Below are 17,636 nucleotides of genomic sequence, written 5' to 3'. Positions count from 1 at the left end.
AAATTCCAGCTCTCCTATCCATCCAATTTATCATTTCTTAAAACCATGACAATCTTCAAGCAGAATTCCCCCTATATTTGTTTAATAATTTGTAGGTAAATATTAATCTAAACTTATTAAAATAATTTAGAATACTTACTTCTACTTCCTTAGAAATATTTTTCTGGATTGTATAAATTCTAGTAAATTCAATTCGGCTCATATTATTCTTGAAATATAACTCATATAAAAAATCTATAACATCAATTCTTTACTATTTTTACATAATTTAGCGTTTCAAAAGTAAATTAAATGTCTGCCGAATCATCTGTCCACCAATTGTATCCCTAAACTTATCTTCCCTAGATAACTCATCTAACATCTCTTCTAGACTAACAGACTTAATATGACCTGGCCAAAAGACATTATCCAATCTACCTGCACCCTTATAGGTAGGCATCAAGACAACACGTGTTTCCAAGCGATAATATTTTAATAAATTCGCAAATTTATGGGAAAAGCTTTCTTCTGCATAAGACATGTTAGGGGACATTTTTTTAGGTCTGCCTATTTGAGCACCTGTAGCACTATCTATAGTGTACAATAACCCATCCGCTTCTCTATAAATCACATTTCCTGAAGCATAAAATTTTAAATCTACTAACCAAATTGTAGATCCAGAAACAATAACACAATCAATATCTGCATCTACCCTTTCATCTTCTAAATTAAGATTATGAACAGACCAAAATGTAACTAATTTTTCTAAAAGTCCTTGTTTTTGTAATGCTTTCGCAAAATTAATTTCACCCTCTTGACCAAGATTAACTGCAGATTCATCGAATCCTGATTTATTCAATCCTTTTCCAGGTTCTCCAAACATCAATTCATGCTGATAAAGTGGATAATTTTTAAGCTTTTGTGGTTCAAATCCTGTCATTTTACCATTATGAGTTGCCTTTGAAATACTGGGAAGTTCACTGTGTTGGGGTGTGGAAAGAGTAGGTGGTTCTGGAGAAACCTTAGCATTCTGTCTTCTGCCCCAAAGAAATCCTAATATAAAATATAGTATATTTCTGTGATGCTTAAAAAAGCGAAACAATTTCTCCACCTCCTAAAAAATATCTTATTTAGCAATAGTCACTTTACTTGGTCTAAGAACCCTATTATTTAACAAATATCCTTTTTGTAATACTTCAACAATATTATTTTCACTTTGTTCATCAGTAACTGCCACTGTATTGACAACCTCATGCATACTTGGGTCAATCGTACCACTATTGTCAATAACTTGTAATCCATTCAATGAAAGAATTTGCAGAAGTTCTTCAGCAATTGAAGTAAGAAAATCTGATTTTTCCTCAGATGATTCAATACGATCAATAACCTGAAGAATCTGTTTCATAAATGGAGCAAATTTCTCACCCTTATCTAAATCCTGTCTATAGATTAAATACTGCTTCAGTTCTTCTATCAAACTATTTTTGGCTTTATCTTCCAATAAACGGCGTGTAATTAAAGATTCAATATCTTCAACTTTATCTACGATATACGAAACTTTTTCATGCAATACTTCTTCACTCATAAAAACTTTATCCTTTCTTTCTTCTATTTATTTGCCATCCTTTAGGGTAATTGTAATACATGACAATATTTGATAACAATGCCAAACTTAATGCGTTACTAATCCAAAAGCTATGTACAAACTTATCAAAGAAACCACTCAAAAACCAATTGGCTGCAAAAACTAAGATGAACATGAGACATCCCATACCTTGTGAATGGCGTGTTGTGGCATAATTGATATAATTTTTATTTTCAATAAATTCATTGTAAAAATCATTATCTATAATTTTATTTTCAATCCCTAAACTTTGTGCCTTGGCCAAGTAAGCTTCTGCAATTCGAAGACGCGCCTTATTATCTATAACTGCTTCATTCTCATATTTTGTTCGATCAATATATTTTCTAAAGAAAGCCTCAACGTCTGTATCAGGTGCTTTTTTCATACGCTCTATCGTGATATCTAATAGTAACTTAAAATATACTTGCTGGAAATCTTTATTGTTACCATAGCGTTCGTTTAAGGTATCTAAATAATTCTCACACTCATCTTCAGATTTCAAAAATAGAATACCTGCATAATGTAGTTTATGCTCTAGTGAATCTGAAACATCTACTAATTTTCTTGCAAAATTATAGGCTTCTTCATTATCTCCAATTTCTCTATAAGAGCATGATAAAAGGTAATAAATATATTCTTCATTATTTTTATTTTCTTCTAAATAATGATCATACAGATATCGCACATCTTTTACTGCCTGTTTATACTGATCAAATAAAAATAGTGATCTTCCCTTTTTCAAAAGATAAAAGGAATTATTAGATAGTTCAAAAGCTTCCTGATAATACTGAATTGCAAACTTTTGCTGATTCTGTTCACAATAAACATCACCTAGCAAAGATAAGATATCCGCATTTTTAGGTTTCAATCTATTAGCTTCACTAATAGCTAGCTCTGCATCCGATAACTTTCTATCTTCAAGGCTAATCATAGCCTTAAAATACCAAACATCTGCATCATTTCGATTTATTTTTAAGGCTTCTTCAATGTAGGAATAAGCTAATGATTTCTTTCCTGAATAGAAGGCCTGTCTAGCTGAATCAAGATAGCTTGAATTTGAATGATTAGTTGGAGTCGAATCAGGGACTCCTTCAGAACTTTGTTTAGAAATTTCTAATTCCTTATCATATTTTTGTCTGGTTTCTTCACTTTCAAATACTTTTTCTGCCTGTGCAATGACTTCCATCTTTCTCTCAGCCATTGATCTTTGATCAATATTTGGTGAACCTGTCAACTGGCGATAGCGTCTTCTATTTGACTTGATACTTTTCTTAACATCATCTAATGAACTTGTTTCTGAAATCCCTAACTCTTCATAATAATTTATGACTGACATTGTGTTCCTCCCCTAATCAATAGTTAAATCTTTTATTCTACGACTAGCTACTTCTACAGCACTTTTATCGAGATTTGCTTGTCTCTCTACCTCAAAAGTACCCAATAAGCGATTATCCGAATCATGTACCTCTACAAACACTGTTTGATCGACATCGTAATGATAAGTTACCTTCAAAACCGTTCCTGCTGGCCAGTCCCCTGGTAATTTAATGGTACTCTCTCCTATAACCGTAACAAATTGTGGATCCTCGTCATCCCCTTGAGTAACCTCTACTAACACATTTTGTTGATTATCTACAACTGTTGAAAAATACTCAGAGTACTTGTTTGGTACCTTAGAATTTTTAGGAATAATAATTGTATTTCTTTGTACACCATTCGAAAGAGCCAGAGTTCCTAAGGCTTGAGAAGTGACATCCGAAACAACTAACTTTTCTGCTAATCCACGAACTGTTTCACTAACATCTGCACTTTCTGATTTATTAGCGATTTCCAATGCTGCCTGAATTGCTGCTCCTTGTGCTACAGCTTCATCTGGATTAATAGAATATACAATCTTCTTCCCAATTTTCTCTTCCAATTTTCTTTGTACCATTGGCATTCGAGTTGAACCACCTATTAATAGTACTTGGTCAATTTCATCCCATGACATTCCAGATTCTTCAACAACATCATCTAACAGCTCCTCTGTACGATTCATTAGACTTTTTGTTGCTTCTTCAAATTCTACACGTGTTATCGGAATTTTATAACTTTTTCCTTTATAGTCGAGAAAGACATTTGTTTTTTCTACAGTTGTTAGTCCTCTCTTTGTATTCTCTGATTTTTCACGAAGTAAGGCAGTAAAATGTTCATCCGTATAAATATCCTCTGCTCCCTGTTCTTCCATCTTTTCAGCAATAATCATTGATAAGGCGTTATCAAAATCAAACCCTCCTAGATTACGATCTCCATCGGTGGCAATAACATCAAACTCGCCATCTTTTATTTTCATTAATGTGACGTCAAAAGTTCCACCACCTAAATCGTATACCAATACTGTCTCATTTTTTTCTGCTGATATACCGTATGCAAGTGCAGCGGCTGTCGGTTCATTTAAAACTCGTAAAACATTAAGTCCAGCAATTTCTCCAGCATGTTTCGTGGCTGTTCTACGGGCATCATCAAAATAAGCTGGAACAGTTATTACAACATCCTCTACTTTGTCACCAAGTGCATTTTCTGCTCCTTCTTTTAATCTTTTTAAAATGATTGCTGAAATTTCTTCTGCCGTATAAACAGTATCACTAGGAGAATCAAACTTCCAGTTTGGATTTCCCATCTGTCTTTTGACATACTGTACAACGGCTTCAGGACGACTTGCTGCCAAATTTTTAGCTTGAATACCAACAAGGGGTTCATCTTTCCCATCAAAATCCTGAAAGAATACAACAGATGGAGTTAAATTTTCACCATCTTGATTCAATAAAATTTGTGGTTGTCCAGTCTCTGATAATACAGATACTGCTGAATAAGTCGTTCCTAAATCAATTCCAATTGCTTTACTCATATTTCACTCCTAATCATTATTTGATTTAAACTGTGTTAATACTTCTGTTAAAAACTCACAGTATTTTAACTCTGCATCAATCTTGCTCTGATTTTCCCCAAAGTTCTAAGACTGCTAACTGTTAAATTACTAAGTTGAGCTCCTAATTTCTGACCCAATGACAAGTCCGATTCTCTAATTGCTTCTCTGAATCTTTTATTATCTTCTGATATATAGTATTTTTTTAATTGTTTACTCTCACCTAAAGTATCTATAGTCAGAAGCTGTACTGATCCTTGATTTTTTAAACGAAAACAAAACTTTACATAGTCTTTCTGATGATCTGGGTGCGAAATAACTAGACATTCTTCAATCTCTTTATTGAACAAACCGCCGAGTTTTATTTGTTCTTCATCAATTTGGCAAGGAAGATCAAACTCTTTTGCTTTCTCAACAATTTTCGTCTTGCAATATTCTAAATCCAATCTTGGATTGTTCTCATCGGAATAATATCTCCATTCATCGATATAACTTTCCAATTCTTTGTATTTAATCATCAACAATCTCCTTTTAAATCTTATTGTTTACGGTTACAGTATATCATGCTATTTACCTTATTTACAAAAAGCGTATTTATATTTACCTTTATTGAACAATTACCCCCCCCCCCCGAAAAAACGTAACTATAATTACTTTTTTCTTAAAATTACCTTAAAAATTGGTAGAATTATGATAGAATAGAAAAAAGGACTCGAGGAGCTTTAGGATGCAAGATGAAAGTATTTATGGATTAGTATATAAGGCCATTCGTGAGGAGAGAGGGTTTACTCAGAAGGAAGCTGCCGGGACTACAGTGACTCCTCACTTTTTACGTCAGTTTGAACAAGGGAAATCTCGAATAACCATTCAAAAATTTGAAGAGATTCTTTCTAATATTGGAATTGATAAAGAAACCTTTGATAGTCTCAAAACACAGATGTTTCCAACGGAATTTCATAAATTACAGGCTCAAGTTGCTGATTTGGCCTACAAGCGTGAATTTAAAAAGATCATTAGTTTGATTAATCAACCCATGGAAAATCCTGGGATTGCTGAACACTATGTGATTGCCAACCGTGTAGTCAATAAATTTGCTATCGCAAACATCATCGGCGATTCTTTTCTGACTCCAAAAGATTATCAAGAACTAGAATATATCAAGAACTATCTGAGTGAATTGGACGACTGGAACAAAATTGAGGTCAATATCTTTTCATCTATCCTGCCTCACTTTTCAATCGAATTTTTAGATTACAGACTCTACCACTTATTAGATACTCTAAAAAAACAGACTGAATACCATTCAATCCGTACTGCTGACTACTATATTGCCTGCTTAAGAACTGCTATCAAGCATTACTCTGTCAATGGCTACTATGATAAAGCTGAATGCTTAGCTGTGAAAACCTTGGAAGTGATTAACACTTTCCCTCTACTGAGTACCAAGATGACAGAGATGATTAGTCTTTCAATGGAACGTGCTAATAATTTTCTCCGACAAGATGATGTCAGAGGTCTAGAGCTTGCTAAGCATATCTTTGCCAGTCTTGATAACTTTGAAAAGGTCTATCCAAATCAACTTCTGACTCGAATGAGAGAGGATTTCTTTGTTACTGTCACACAGCTCAATCGCACAGGGCAACCTTTAGACATCTAGTCTAGAAATCAAAAAAAGCTTGAGGAATCATGTATTTCCTCAGGCTTTTCTTATCCTTTAAATGTCACAATAGTCGCACCACTGCCTCCAGCATTTTGTGGGGCATAGCCAAAACTCTTGACATGTTTGTTTCTTTGTAGGTATTTGGTCACTCCTTCACGGATAACACCTGTTCCGATACCATGGATGATATCAACTTGAGCCATATTGTTAAGCAAGGCTTGGTCGATAAAGGCATCTAGCTCATTCATAGCCTCTTCATAGCGTTTGCCTCGAAGATCCAGTCTAGCTTGTGGGCCACGACCAGAAGTTCGTTTCACCACATTGACTTGTTTCTTCTTGACTTGCTTTTCTTGCTGGGCTTGAACAAGGTCAAATTCTTTTTCTTCTAAGGTCATCTTGATCAAGCCGACTTGGGCTTCCCAGCGGCCGTCCTTGAGTTGACTGGTCAAGGTACCACGCTGGCCATAACTGAGCACCACGATATCATCTCCCACCTTTGGAGCTCGTTTTTTCTTGGATTTTTGAAGAACCTTGTTTTTAGACAGATCTACTTTTTCAGGAGCCAATTTTTTCAACTTGGCCTTGGCTTCAATGATTTCATGGGGTTTGAGTTGAGATTTAGTGTGGAGATTTTTGAGAATCTGGTCACTTTCACTTAGGGCCATGTCTACAATCTCACTAGCTTGTTCACGCGCCTTATTAAGCTCGGTTTCCTTTTCACGATTAAGCTCATTGTAGAGCTTTTTGAGAGCACGGTTCATCTTGAGATTTTCTTGCTCCACCTCACGGATATTGTCCAAGCGTTTACGGCTTTCCAGCGTCTGCTCTTCCAGTTGCTCAATAATCCGATTGACATCATTGTCCTGATCGACCTGCTGGCTGGCATCCCCTACGATAACTTCAGATAGGCCTAGACGTTTAGCGATTTCGAAGGCATTGCTTCGGCCAGGCACACCCTGCATAAAGCGATAGGTCGGGCGAAGAGTTGCAGTATCAAACTCCATGCTGGCGTTTTGCACAAAGGCTGTCTCAATACCGTAGGCCTTGAGTTCTGGATAGTGGGTGGTCGCCATAGTCTTGACTTGACGCAGGCGAAGATCCTCCAGAATGGCCATGGCAAGGGCGGCTCCCTCTTGGGGATCTGTACCAGCCCCCAACTCATCCAAGATCAAGAGCGAATGCTGGTTAACCTTGCCAAGAATATCCACGATATTGGTCATATGGCTAGAGAAGGTAGACAAGCTCTGCTCAATAGACTGCTCATCTCCAATATCTGCAAAGATTTCTTCAAAAATACCAACACGACTTCCCTTGTCTGCTAAAATCGGCAAACCAGACTGGGCCATCACCTGCGTCAAGCCCAGAGTTTTGAGCATGATGGTCTTCCCACCTGTATTGGGACCTGTAATGACAATGGCTGTTAAATCTTGACCAAAATGAACATCATTTGCGACGGCATTTTTGACCAATGGATGGCAGACATGGAGCAGTTGAATCTCCTGATTTTCTGATAGCTTAGGAACAACTGCTTGCCTTTCTTGGATAAAGCGGACCTTGGCACGAATCAAGTCCAGATGGCCGATAATCCAAGCATCATTGGCAATTTCAGCCGCATGAGGGCGGACACGTTCAGAAATTTCTTGGAGAATGCGAAGCATTTCATAGCGCTCATCTGCTCGCAAACTGGCAATTTCTTCGCTCAGTTTGACCACCTCACGGGGTTCGATATAGACGGTATTTCCACTAGCAGAAATATCATGAACAACACCTGCAATCTTATTGCGGTAGGTGTTTTTGACAGGTAAAACCTGACGGCCATTTCTACTGGCAACGATTCCTTCTGTCAACATCTGCGCTTTTTGTTTGAGCAGATCCTGTAAAACATCGCGTACCTGACTCTCGCTATCATGGATTTTTCGACGGATACGCGCCAATTCTTCACTGGCGAAATTTTCAATAAAACCTGCATCATTAAAGGCCTGAAGATTTCCTTGTAATTGAGGAAAATCGTGTAATTTCTCAAACCAAAGGGCTAACTCTTCCAAGCTGACATTTTCCAGATTGGCATAAAAACTTTGCAGTTCTCTGCTAGAAAGAAGCACGCGTTTCAAGAGTAGGAACTCCTCGATATTGAGGTCCGCCCCCATCTCCAAACGCTTGCAAACTCCTGCTATTTCCTTGGTTGCGAGAATAGTAAAATGCGGTTGCTCAACAAAGAGAGACTGCATTTCCTTCATCTCAGCAAAAGCCTGTTTGATTTTATCTGCTTTGGCAGTCGGAGCTAGCTGTCTCAATTGCTCCAAGCCCTGCTCGGTCAACAAATGAGGTTCAAATAAGGCCTTGACCTTATTGAACTCTAATGTTTCTAATATTTTTTTGTTCATCTTTATTTCCTTGTCTTTGAATGTCTAGGTGTATTAGCTTTTTACATTCTGATAGATTCTAGTCAATCTGTAAACAAAGGGCTAGGAAAATTCCTGCCCTTTTTATCCGATTAAATTTGTCACCCAGATTTGTTTGAGCCAACTGGTTGTTACTGGTATGCTCTGGATGATGTGTTTTGCGACGATACTCTTTTCAAGAGGATTTTGTATAGCTGCCATGGGAATGGTCGCCAAGATGGTCAAGGCCATTTGCAAGACAAATAAGGTCACCAACATGGACAAGATCCCTGCTGAAACTTGGAACAACTTGCCACCCAGCTTTTTACTAGGAAGTAAGTGTAAGAGGAGACCAAGCAAACGACCAATGCTATAGACAATCCCAAATACAAGCAAGTAGCCGATACCTGCGTAAAAGACCTTATCCAACTGAAAGAGTTGATCCGATGGGAAAAAGAAAGTTCCCTGACCTTCCTGCGGATTTGCATAAGGGAGTAGTAAATGGAATTGCTCTCCAAGCCCCTTGTAAAACTGGCCAGCCATAAAAGCCGATGCCATGGCTGAAATCAGGTAATAAACCTGTAAGAGCAGGCCTCTCCGATAGCCGATATAAAATCCCCAAGCCAGGACCAATAGAAGAAGGAGTGAAATCATAAGGAATCCTCAATCTTGCTCTGTTCTTGCTTGCAAGTCACGAGCTTGTGACGGAGTTCTTCTAATTCTTGCTCCTTATCGTCAAATTCAATCTCACGGCTGAGTTGAGTTGACAAACAGTTAACTGCCAACAAAAGAGCGATTGTTTCATCATCTGCACTAGGCATTTGTTCCTTAATTGCTTGGTATTTTTCTGTCGCAACCTTAGCGATTTCCTCCATAAAGAGATTGTCATGTTCGCTTGTCAAGGTTAATGATTTTTTCCCGAATGTAAATTTGAATCGATTTAGATTTGCCATAAAATTCACCTCACGATATTATACCAAAATTCGCTAACTTTGTCAGTTTTTACAAATTTGCCTGCTTTTATGGTACAATAGAAACTATGGCAAGTATAACACTCACACCAAGCGAAAAGGAGATTCAGGCTTTTCTTGAACACTATCGAAACAGTCTGGCTCCCAGCAAGAATCCTTATGTTCGCTACTTTTTGCGACTACCTCAAGCAACGGTTTCTATCTATACTTCTGGAAAGGTCTTGCTTCAGGGTGAAGGAGCTGAGAAATATGCTAGTTTCTTTGGCTATCAAGTTGTAGAGGAAAACAGGGGACAAAATTTCCCTTTAATTGGGACAGATGAGGTGGGAAATGGTTCCTACTTTGGTGGGCTTGCAGTTGTGGCTTCCTTTGTCACACCTGACCAGCATGCCTTCTTGCGAAAACTCGGTGTGGGGGATTCTAAAACTCTGACCGACCAAAAGATCCGTCAGATTGCCCCTATTCTCAAGGACAAAATCCAGCACCAGGCACTGCTTCTCTCACCAAGCAAGTACAACGAGGTCATCGGAGACCGCTACAACGCTGTTTCTGTTAAGGTGGCTCTCCATAATCAGGCTATCTATCTCCTCCTTCAAAAAGGACTTCAGCCTGAGAAAATTGTGATTGATGCCTTTACCAGTGCTAAAAATTACGACAAGTACTTGGCACGAGAGGCCAATCGTTTCAGCAACCCTATCAGCTTAGAAGAAAAGGCTGAGGGCAAATACTTGGCTGTAGCAGTTTCTTCTATCATTGCGCGTGATCTCTTTCTGGAAAATCTTGAAAATCTGGGACGAGAAATGGGCTATCAACTTCCAAGTGGAGCTGGAACGGCTTCTGATAAGGTGGCTAGCCAGATTTTGCAAGCCTATGGTATGCAGGGACTCAACTTCTGCGCCAAACTGCACTTTAAAAATACTGAAAAAGCGAAAAAACGCTTAGAAAGGTAAGTTATGAATTCATTTAAAAATTTCTTAAAAGAGTGGGGATTATTCCTCCTGATTCTGTCATTACTAGCTTTGAGCCGTATCTTTTTTTGGAGTAATGTCCGCGTAGAAGGGCATTCCATGGATCCTACCCTAGCGGATGGCGAAATCCTCTTTGTTGTTAAGCACCTCCCTATTGACCGTTTTGATATCGTGGTGGCCCATGAGGAAGATGGCAATAAGGACATTGTCAAACGTGTCATCGGAATGCCTGGTGACACCATCCGTTACGAAAACGATAAACTTTACATCAATGATAAAGAGACGGACGAGCCTTACCTAGCTGACTACATCAAACGTTTCAAGGATGACAAACTCCAAAGCACCTATTCAGGCAAGGGATTTGAAGGAAATAAAGGAACTTTCTTTAGAAGTATCGCTCAAAAAGCTCAAGCCTTCACAGTTGATGTCAACTACAACACCAACTTTAGCTTTACTGTCCCAGAAGGAGAATATCTTCTCCTCGGAGATGACCGCTTGGTTTCTAGCGACAGCCGTCACGTAGGTACCTTCAAAGCAAAAGATATCACAGGGGAAGCTAAATTCCGCTTCTGGCCAATCACCCGTATCGGAACATTTTAAGAGACCTAAGAGGCCGAGAATCACCAATCTCAGCCTCTTCTTCTATCGTGAGAATATGATTATTCACTATCCAGTTTGATTAAGATAGAAACAAAGTTATACTCAATGAAAATCAAAGAGCAAACTAGGAAGCTAGCCGCAGGTTGCTCAAAGCACAGCTTTGAGGTTGTAGATAGAACTGACGAAGTCAGTAACATATATACGGCAAGGCGAAGCTGACGTGGTTTGAAGATATTTTCGAAGAGTATAAAATAAAAACAATCCCAACTCTCACCTATTCATGCAAAGGAATTTTATGGAAGTTTATTTTTCAGGAACTATTGAACGGATTATTTTTGAAAATCCCAGCAATTTTTATCGCATCCTTCTCCTAGAAATCGAAGATACGGACGCAGAAGATTTTGATGATTTTGAAATCATTGTCACGGGCACCATGGCTGATGTGATTGAGGGAGAAGACTATACTTTTTGGGGGCAAATTGTCCAGCACTCCAAGTATGGGGAGCAACTGCAAATCAGCCGTTATGAACGCGCAAAACCAACTAGCAAGGGCTTGGTTAAATACTTTTCAAGTAGCCATTTCAAGGGAATTGGTCTCAAGACAGCTCAGAAAATCGTGGATACCTATGGCGACAATACCATTGACGAAATTCTGCAACACCCAGAAAAGTTAGAAGGCATTGCTGGACTATCTGCCAAAAATCGCGAGGCTTTCGTCTCTACTCTCCGCCTCAACTACGGAACGGAGATGGTTTTGGCCAAACTAGCCAACTACGGCATTCCCAATAAACTAGCCTTCCAGATTCAAGACTTTTACAAGGAGGAAACCCTTGATGTGGTTGAAAATTATCCCTATCAGCTGGTTGAGGATATCAAGGGTTTAGGCTTTACTATTGCTGACCAATTAGCGGAAGAACTAGGCATCGAAAGTCAGGCTCCTGAACGTTTCCGCGCCGGTCTAGTTCACAGTCTTTTTCAGGCCTGTATGGAAACAGGGGATACCTATGTTGAAGCACGGGATTTGCTAGAACAAACCCTTACTCTCCTTGAGTCTTCCCGTCCCGTGGAACTGGATCCCAGCCAAGTAGCTCAAGAGCTCTCCTACCTCATCGAAGAAGACAAGGTTCAGCAGATTGATACCAAAATCTTTGATAATAGCCTCTTTTTCGCTGAGGAAGGCATCCGCAGTCACTTGGTTCGTATCCTTGAAAAAGGAAAACAGAAGAGCCAGGATTTAAAAACCGTTCAAAAACATATCACTACTGTCGAGGAAGAGCTGGGAATTGAGTATGATAGCATTCAAAAACAGGCTATCTGCGACGCTATCCAGAACAAGGTCTTTATCCTAACAGGTGGACCTGGTACTGGTAAGACAACTGTTATCAATGGTATCATCGCTGTTTATGCCCTCTTAGAAGGACTTGACCTAAGGAAAAAAAGCAATCTGCCGATTCTTCTTGCTGCTCCAACTGGACGAGCCGCTCGGCGCATGAATGAATTGACAGGTTTGCCAAGCGCGACCATACACCGCCATTTGGGAATGACAGGTGACGATGACACCAGTCATCTGGAAGATTATCTGGATGCCGACTTTATTATCGTGGATGAATTTTCTATGGTGGATACTTGGCTGGCCAACCAACTCTTCTCCAACATCTCTTCTAACAGCAAGATCCTCATCGTGGGTGACAGCGACCAGTTGCCGTCTGTCAGTCCTGGACAAGTTCTAGCGGATCTGCTTCATATTCCCTTGATTCCTCAGACTCGCTTGGAAAAAATTTATCGACAAAGCGAAGAATCAACCATCGTCACCCTAGCTAGTCAGATTCGACAGGGTATCCTGCCAACTGATTTCACCCAGAAAAAAGCAGACCGTTCCTACTTTGAAATTACTAGCGGCCATATTCCAGCTACGATTGAAAAAATCTTAGAGGCTGCCCTAAGAAGTGGTATCCCTGCCCGTGATATCCAAGTTCTGGCTCCCATGTACCGAGGGACTGCAGGGATTGATGCCATCAACCAACTCATGCAAGACCTCCTTAATCCACCACAAAAAGACCAACTCAGTTTTGAAGCTCCCCAGTGCCACTATCGCAAGGGAGACAAGGTCATTCATTTGGTCAACGATGCTGAAATCAATGTCTTTAATGGAGATTTGGGAGCTATCACAGACTTGATTCCTGGTAAATACACCGAGTCGAAACAAGATGAGATTGTCATTGATTTTGATGGCAATGAGGTCTCTTACCCACGTAACGAATGGTACAAGATTCGCTTGGCCTATGCTATGAGTATCCATAAGTCTCAGGGAAGTGAGTTTCCCGTTGTTATCCTACCTATCACCAGTGCTAGCAGGCGTATGCTGGAGCGCAATCTGATCTATACAGCCATTACACGCGCCAAAAGTAAGCTTATCTTACTAGGTGAATTGCAGGCCTTCGACTATGCCACCCAACACATCGGAACTGCCCGAAAAACCTATCTGATTGAACGCTTCAATGATTTATTGGAAACTATTGAAGAAAAACAACAAGCTATCTCTGAAACAGCCACATCAAGTACCTCTGAACAACCCTACATCCTAACAGAAGAAAACTGGGACAGTATCCCAGCCATGATTGGGATTACAGACGCAGACCTCAAAGAGATTTTTGGAAAATAGTGCACAAGAAAACCCACCAATTCAGGTGGGATTTTTGTTTATTAAGATTATTTAACTGTTGCTGTGCTTGTGATCAATTCAACAGCTTTTTTGATTGTGATGTCGTGTTTCAACATATCAGCTGAAAGTAAGCTTTGTACTTGTGCAACTTCCATGTTGTAGTCTGCAGCTAATTGCTCGATTTCTTTTTGGATTTCTTCTTCTGAAGCGTCAAATCCTTCAGCTTTCGCAACTGCTTCGATAACAAGGTTAGTCTTAGTACGTGACTCAGCTTCTGCTTGGTATTGATTGTGAAGGTCTTCTTGAGTAGTTCCAGTGATTTGGAAGTACATGTCAGGGTTGATGCCTTGACGTTGCAAGTTTCCAAGGAATTCGTTTACTGAGCGGTGAACTTCTTCATGAATCATTTCTTCTGGAAGTTCTACGATTTCAGCGTTTTCTACAGCTTTATCGATTGCTGCACCTTCAACTGCATCTTTGTATGCTTCTTCTTTAGCAGCAGCCAATTCTTTGCGGTATTTTTCTTTCAATTCAGCAAGTGTTTCAACTTCTTCGTCGATGTCTTTTGCAAGCTCATCGTCAAGAGCTGGAACTTCTTTAGCTTTTACTTCGTGGATAGTTGTTACGAATTTAGCTTCTTTGCCTGCAAGGTCTTCTGCTTGGTAGTCTTCTGGGAATGTTACGATAACATCAACGGTTTCACCAGCTGAGTGACCTACCAATTGGTCTTCGAAACCAGGGATGAATTGACCTGAACCAAGTCCAAGTGAGAAGTTTTCACCTTTTCCACCGTCAAATTCAACACCATCGATAGAACCAACGAAGTCGATGACAACAGTGTCGCCGTTTTCAGCAGCAGCTTCTTTGATAACCAATTCAGCCAAGTTGTTGCGTTCGCGTTCAATACGCTCTTCAACATCAGCATCAGTTACTTCTTTTTCTACATCTACTGATACTTCAAGGTTTTTGTAGTCACCCAATTTTACTTCAGGTTTTGTAACAACTTCAGCAGTGATAACCCAATCTTGACCTTTTTCCATTGAAGTTACATCAATTTTTGGTTGAGCAACAACTTCAAGACCAGCTTCTTTTACAGCTACTTCATAAGCGTTTGGCAAAAGAGCGTTCATAACGTCTTGGTAAAGTGACTCTTCACCAAATTTTTTGTCAAAGATAGGACGTGGAAGATGACCTTTACGGAAACCTGGAACATTAAGAGATTTCTTCACTGAGTTGAAGACACGGTCCAATTCTGGTTTGATTTGGTCTTGAGAGATAGTGAAAGTCAAGACACCACGGTTTGTTTCTTTGTTTTCAAATGATACAGACATTCTGTCATTTCTCCTTAAAATTTTTTAAATACAGTCTATTATAACATAAATGGACGACTTTTTTCAAGTAATGAATGCGCTTTTCAACGATAGGAAAGGTACAGTTTCTTCTTAGTTTTCTTTAGGTTTCGAATATAATTTTATAAAAGATGTTTAGTGATGGCTGATTACAGTAAAAAACGAATCGCCCACACATCCCTCATTAGGCGATTCGTTTTGTCTTACTTAACAACAGAAACATTTCCTGTTGAACTGTCGTATCGAACAGTTTCTCCATAAAAACCGGAAATTCCTTTTTCAATATAATCACGGAAATCATTAGGCAAAACTTTCATCTTCACGATTTCACCAGATTCATCTGCATAGCCCAAAATATGGTGATCTTTAGATAATAATCCGTCCATAAACATTGTAAAATATCCAGTTACAAGTTGATCATTGGCACCTCTTAGATAAAGTTTATTGTCATTAATTGTCAATCCAGATGAGTCTAGACTAATAACTGGACTTGAGTTTTTAAGATAAAGTTCAGACCCAACTTTTTGAATAGGGAAGTGAGTAGTAAATTCTGGTAGATTCGCAACCTTACGTCCATCTGCTCCAAAGTAATACTTATTTGGTAAGTTTTGGAAATTCTTTATGACAGCTTTAGGATCAATTTCTTCCCCTGGTTTTTTATTATCAGTAATTGCATCTAAAGTATTTCGTTTTATATCGCCAATCTTTTGATAAGAAAAACGTTCAACAATAGGTTTGATATACCAGGCATTCTTTTCGATAACAACTCCATCTTTCTTATGAACAAGGTGATAGTCATAACCATCAGACAAAGTAACGATATCTGTAATAACTGTATCATCAAAAGGATCTTGTTCAACCTGACTTGGGAGTTTGGTTAACATATAACCATCCTTACCAATGACATAACTTTCCCCATCGCTTGCTGGAACAGCTCTATCTGCTACCATAGCACCTGATTTTTCAAAGTAAGACCATTGACCATTTGCAGTTGCCCATCCTGTTGCCATAGCGCCACTGTCTTTGAGGTAATACCATGTAGATCCTTCTTTGTACCAACCTGTGCGCATAGCACCACTATTTGCGAGTGAGTACCAGGTGCTACCTTCCTTGTACCAGCCAGTACGCATAGCGCCACTGTCTGCGAGCGAATACCATGTATTCCCATCTTTGAGCCAGCCTGTCTGCATTTTACCAGAACCGTCAAAGTGGTACCAAGAACCTGCGTTTTGTACCCATTTGTTTTTAGCGAAACTGCCATCTTGTGAAAGATTCCAGTCAGCACCATTTTTAACCCAAGTATCTGCAGCCTGTACTTGATTGATAGACAATAGTAGACCAGCACCTACAAGCAAACCAAGTGTAAGTAGTTTAGATTTTTTCATAGCCATTTCCTCCAATTAGTAACAAATTATTTATGACATTTAAATTTTATTGTTACCAAACTCGTCTAGCTCCGTCAATAGATCCAATGTATTCATTGTTAGTTATGTTTACAAATTTTCTTACAGAATTTGCGTGGACCACTTGGTTACCGCCAATATTAATTCCCACATGCGCAAGATTATTAAAGAAAATTAAGTCTCCAGGTTTTTCACGACCAGTTACATCAATTCCTTGATTAAATTGAGTTCCAGTAGTAGTTCCTAAATCAATGTCAAAATTTTTATATATGGCATGTGTAAATCCTGAGCAATCTACACCCTTATTCAAGTCTGCCCAACCCCCAACATATGGGATTTTATCTACAAATGTCTCTGCATACTCAGCAATTGCCTGACCTTTATTTTCTACCAAAACGCCGTTAGATCTAAAGAAATAAGGTTTTCCATTAACTCTATTGTAATCGGTTAGCATAGCTCCATCATTTGAAAGATAGTACCAATTACCATCTGGGTTAATCCACTCATTTGATTTCATCCAACCTTGATCATCAAAATAATACCATTTCTTATCTAACCATTCCCAATGTTTAGCATACCCACCTGAAGTATATTTGAACCACCAGCGGCCATCTGTTTGCATCCAGGTTCCTTTATCATCTCTATTTTGATTAAATGCTATTTTTTCTTGATCGCCTTCTACTTGCGTTAATTCTCTAGGAGAAAATCCTACCAACTTAACTTGTTCTGCATCTTCAACCTTAATTTTACCTTCTTTAACAAGTTGATCAATTGCTTCTTTTTCGCTTGTATACTGTGAAGTTGTTTGTGATGTAGTCACTTTAGTGGTAGACGTTGTAGTTTCTGCATTAACTACATAAGTAGTTGATAACAAAGCTCCTGAAGTAAGTAATAAAGCTGCATAAGTAATATATTTTTTCATGACAAAAATCCTTTCTTCAAAATTCCTTAACGCTCTAGTGACCTTATTTTGATAATTTACGGAGACATACCTGTAACCTCCTTTTGGATTTTATATATCATTCTTATATTTAATATATTGTTTTATCTTTTTATAACTCTATTCTACTCCTCTATAAAATGAATGTCAATAAATAACATAAAAATATTGTGAAAAAAATATTTTATTGTGCT

General features: G+C 38.7%; 15 protein-coding genes. 4 read left to right on the top strand and 11 right to left on the bottom strand.

What is annotated here, in order from left to right; genetic code table 11:
* Positions 1-268: 268 nt before the first annotated feature.
* The 5 genes from ABKJ27_RS01885 to ABKJ27_RS01865 form a co-directional block, all read right to left on the bottom strand.
* Positions 269-1,090, bottom strand: a complete 822-nt coding sequence (locus ABKJ27_RS01885) for a nuclease-related domain-containing protein (RefSeq protein ID WP_410011918.1) — start codon at positions 1,088-1,090, stop codon at positions 269-271.
* 15 nt (positions 1,091-1,105) lie between these two features.
* Positions 1,106-1,564: a nucleotide exchange factor GrpE gene (locus ABKJ27_RS01880; protein ID WP_001288305.1), complete on the bottom strand. Its 459-nt coding sequence runs from the start codon at positions 1,562-1,564 to the stop codon at positions 1,106-1,108.
* Between the two features lie 7 nt (positions 1,565-1,571).
* Positions 1,572-2,939, bottom strand: a complete 1,368-nt coding sequence (locus ABKJ27_RS01875) for a molecular chaperone DnaJ (protein ID WP_410011917.1) — start codon at positions 2,937-2,939, stop codon at positions 1,572-1,574.
* 12 nt (positions 2,940-2,951) lie between these two features.
* The gene (locus tag ABKJ27_RS01870) at positions 2,952-4,490 is read right to left on the bottom strand and encodes an Hsp70 family protein (RefSeq protein ID WP_410011916.1); all 1,539 of its coding nucleotides are present in this window, start codon (positions 4,488-4,490) and stop codon (positions 2,952-2,954) included.
* A gap of 65 nt (positions 4,491-4,555) precedes the next feature.
* Positions 4,556-5,026: a hypothetical protein gene (locus tag ABKJ27_RS01865; RefSeq protein ID WP_410011915.1), complete on the bottom strand. Its 471-nt coding sequence runs from the start codon at positions 5,024-5,026 to the stop codon at positions 4,556-4,558.
* 209 nt (positions 5,027-5,235) lie between these two features.
* Here ABKJ27_RS01865 and ABKJ27_RS01860 point away from each other — a divergent pair, with 209 nt between their 5' ends.
* Positions 5,236-6,165, top strand: a complete 930-nt coding sequence (locus ABKJ27_RS01860) for a helix-turn-helix domain-containing protein (protein WP_265481256.1) — start codon at positions 5,236-5,238, stop codon at positions 6,163-6,165.
* Positions 6,166-6,215: 50 nt separating this feature from the next.
* Here the strand turns inward: ABKJ27_RS01860 and ABKJ27_RS01855 are convergent, their stop codons facing one another.
* The 3 genes from ABKJ27_RS01855 to zapA form a co-directional block, all read right to left on the bottom strand.
* Positions 6,216-8,552 (bottom strand): endonuclease MutS2, encoded by a 2,337-nt coding sequence (locus ABKJ27_RS01855; RefSeq protein WP_410011914.1) that lies wholly within the window; start codon positions 8,550-8,552, stop codon positions 6,216-6,218.
* Between the two features lie 102 nt (positions 8,553-8,654).
* The gene (locus ABKJ27_RS01850; protein ID WP_000624511.1) at positions 8,655-9,203 is read right to left on the bottom strand and encodes a CvpA family protein; all 549 of its coding nucleotides are present in this window, start codon (positions 9,201-9,203) and stop codon (positions 8,655-8,657) included.
* Positions 9,200-9,502: a cell division protein ZapA gene (zapA, locus tag ABKJ27_RS01845; protein WP_000002019.1), complete on the bottom strand. Its 303-nt coding sequence runs from the start codon at positions 9,500-9,502 to the stop codon at positions 9,200-9,202. Before zapA ends, ABKJ27_RS01850 begins: the two co-directional genes overlap by 4 nt.
* Positions 9,503-9,588: 86 nt before the next feature.
* On the opposite strand from zapA, the gene rnhC reads away from it, so the two are divergent.
* The 3 genes from rnhC (at position 9,589) to recD2 (ending at position 13,750) form a co-directional block, all read left to right on the top strand.
* Positions 9,589-10,470, top strand: a complete 882-nt coding sequence (gene rnhC, locus ABKJ27_RS01840; protein ID WP_410011913.1) for a ribonuclease HIII — start codon at positions 9,589-9,591, stop codon at positions 10,468-10,470.
* A 3-nt stretch (positions 10,471-10,473) separates the two neighbouring features.
* Complete coding sequence (gene lepB, locus ABKJ27_RS01835) at positions 10,474-11,088, top strand: signal peptidase I (protein WP_001083986.1); 615 nt, start codon at positions 10,474-10,476, stop codon at positions 11,086-11,088.
* 295 nt (positions 11,089-11,383) lie between these two features.
* Complete coding sequence (gene recD2, locus ABKJ27_RS01830) at positions 11,384-13,750, top strand: SF1B family DNA helicase RecD2 (RefSeq protein ID WP_261121428.1); 2,367 nt, start codon at positions 11,384-11,386, stop codon at positions 13,748-13,750.
* 47 nt (positions 13,751-13,797) lie between these two features.
* Here the strand turns inward: recD2 and tig are convergent, their stop codons facing one another.
* The 3 genes from tig to ABKJ27_RS01815 all read right to left on the bottom strand — a co-directional run bounded on the left by tig (position 13,798) and on the right by ABKJ27_RS01815 (position 17,424).
* Entirely contained in the window at positions 13,798-15,081 is a 1,284-nt protein-coding gene (tig, locus tag ABKJ27_RS01825; RefSeq protein WP_261028687.1) for a trigger factor, read from the bottom strand.
* A 221-nt stretch (positions 15,082-15,302) separates the two neighbouring features.
* Complete coding sequence (locus ABKJ27_RS01820; RefSeq protein WP_314499984.1) at positions 15,303-16,484, bottom strand: N-acetylmuramoyl-L-alanine amidase family protein; 1,182 nt, start codon at positions 16,482-16,484, stop codon at positions 15,303-15,305.
* A 52-nt stretch (positions 16,485-16,536) separates the two neighbouring features.
* Positions 16,537-17,424, bottom strand: a complete 888-nt coding sequence (locus tag ABKJ27_RS01815) for an NlpC/P60 family protein (RefSeq protein ID WP_314499982.1) — start codon at positions 17,422-17,424, stop codon at positions 16,537-16,539.
* Positions 17,425-17,636 lie beyond the last annotated feature (212 nt).

The sequence above is a fragment of the Streptococcus sp. KHUD_011 genome, assembly GCF_046352925.1.
Lineage (GTDB): Bacteria > Bacillota > Bacilli > Lactobacillales > Streptococcaceae > Streptococcus.
The sequence above is the reverse complement of the archived record's forward strand: the minus strand, read 5'-3'. Positions and strand labels throughout refer to the sequence as shown.

Bases quoted from the DNA above. Each gene is read 5' to 3' on its own strand.
- ABKJ27_RS01880 (WP_001288305.1), bottom strand. From the start codon at position 1,564: ATGAGTGAAGAAGTATTGCATGAAAAAGTTTCGTATATCGTAGATAAA.
- ABKJ27_RS01875 (WP_410011917.1), bottom strand. From the start codon at position 2,939: ATGTCAGTCATAAATTATTATGAAGAGTTAGGGATTTCAGAAACAAGT.
- ABKJ27_RS01870 (WP_410011916.1), bottom strand. From the start codon at position 4,490: ATGAGTAAAGCAATTGGAATTGATTTAGGAACGACTTATTCAGCAGTA.
- ABKJ27_RS01865 (WP_410011915.1), bottom strand. From the start codon at position 5,026: ATGATTAAATACAAAGAATTGGAAAGTTATATCGATGAATGGAGATAT.
- ABKJ27_RS01860 (WP_265481256.1), top strand. From the start codon at position 5,236: ATGCAAGATGAAAGTATTTATGGATTAGTATATAAGGCCATTCGTGAG.
- ABKJ27_RS01855 (WP_410011914.1), bottom strand. From the start codon at position 8,552: ATGAACAAAAAAATATTAGAAACATTAGAGTTCAATAAGGTCAAGGCC.
- ABKJ27_RS01850 (WP_000624511.1), bottom strand. From the start codon at position 9,203: ATGATTTCACTCCTTCTTCTATTGGTCCTGGCTTGGGGATTTTATATC.
- zapA (WP_000002019.1), bottom strand. From the start codon at position 9,502: ATGGCAAATCTAAATCGATTCAAATTTACATTCGGGAAAAAATCATTA.
- rnhC (WP_410011913.1), top strand. From the start codon at position 9,589: ATGGCAAGTATAACACTCACACCAAGCGAAAAGGAGATTCAGGCTTTT.
- lepB (WP_001083986.1), top strand. From the start codon at position 10,474: ATGAATTCATTTAAAAATTTCTTAAAAGAGTGGGGATTATTCCTCCTG.
- recD2 (WP_261121428.1), top strand. From the start codon at position 11,384: ATGGAAGTTTATTTTTCAGGAACTATTGAACGGATTATTTTTGAAAAT.
- tig (WP_261028687.1), bottom strand. From the start codon at position 15,081: ATGTCTGTATCATTTGAAAACAAAGAAACAAACCGTGGTGTCTTGACT.
- ABKJ27_RS01820 (WP_314499984.1), bottom strand. From the start codon at position 16,484: ATGAAAAAATCTAAACTACTTACACTTGGTTTGCTTGTAGGTGCTGGT.
- ABKJ27_RS01815 (WP_314499982.1), bottom strand. From the start codon at position 17,424: ATGAAAAAATATATTACTTATGCAGCTTTATTACTTACTTCAGGAGCT.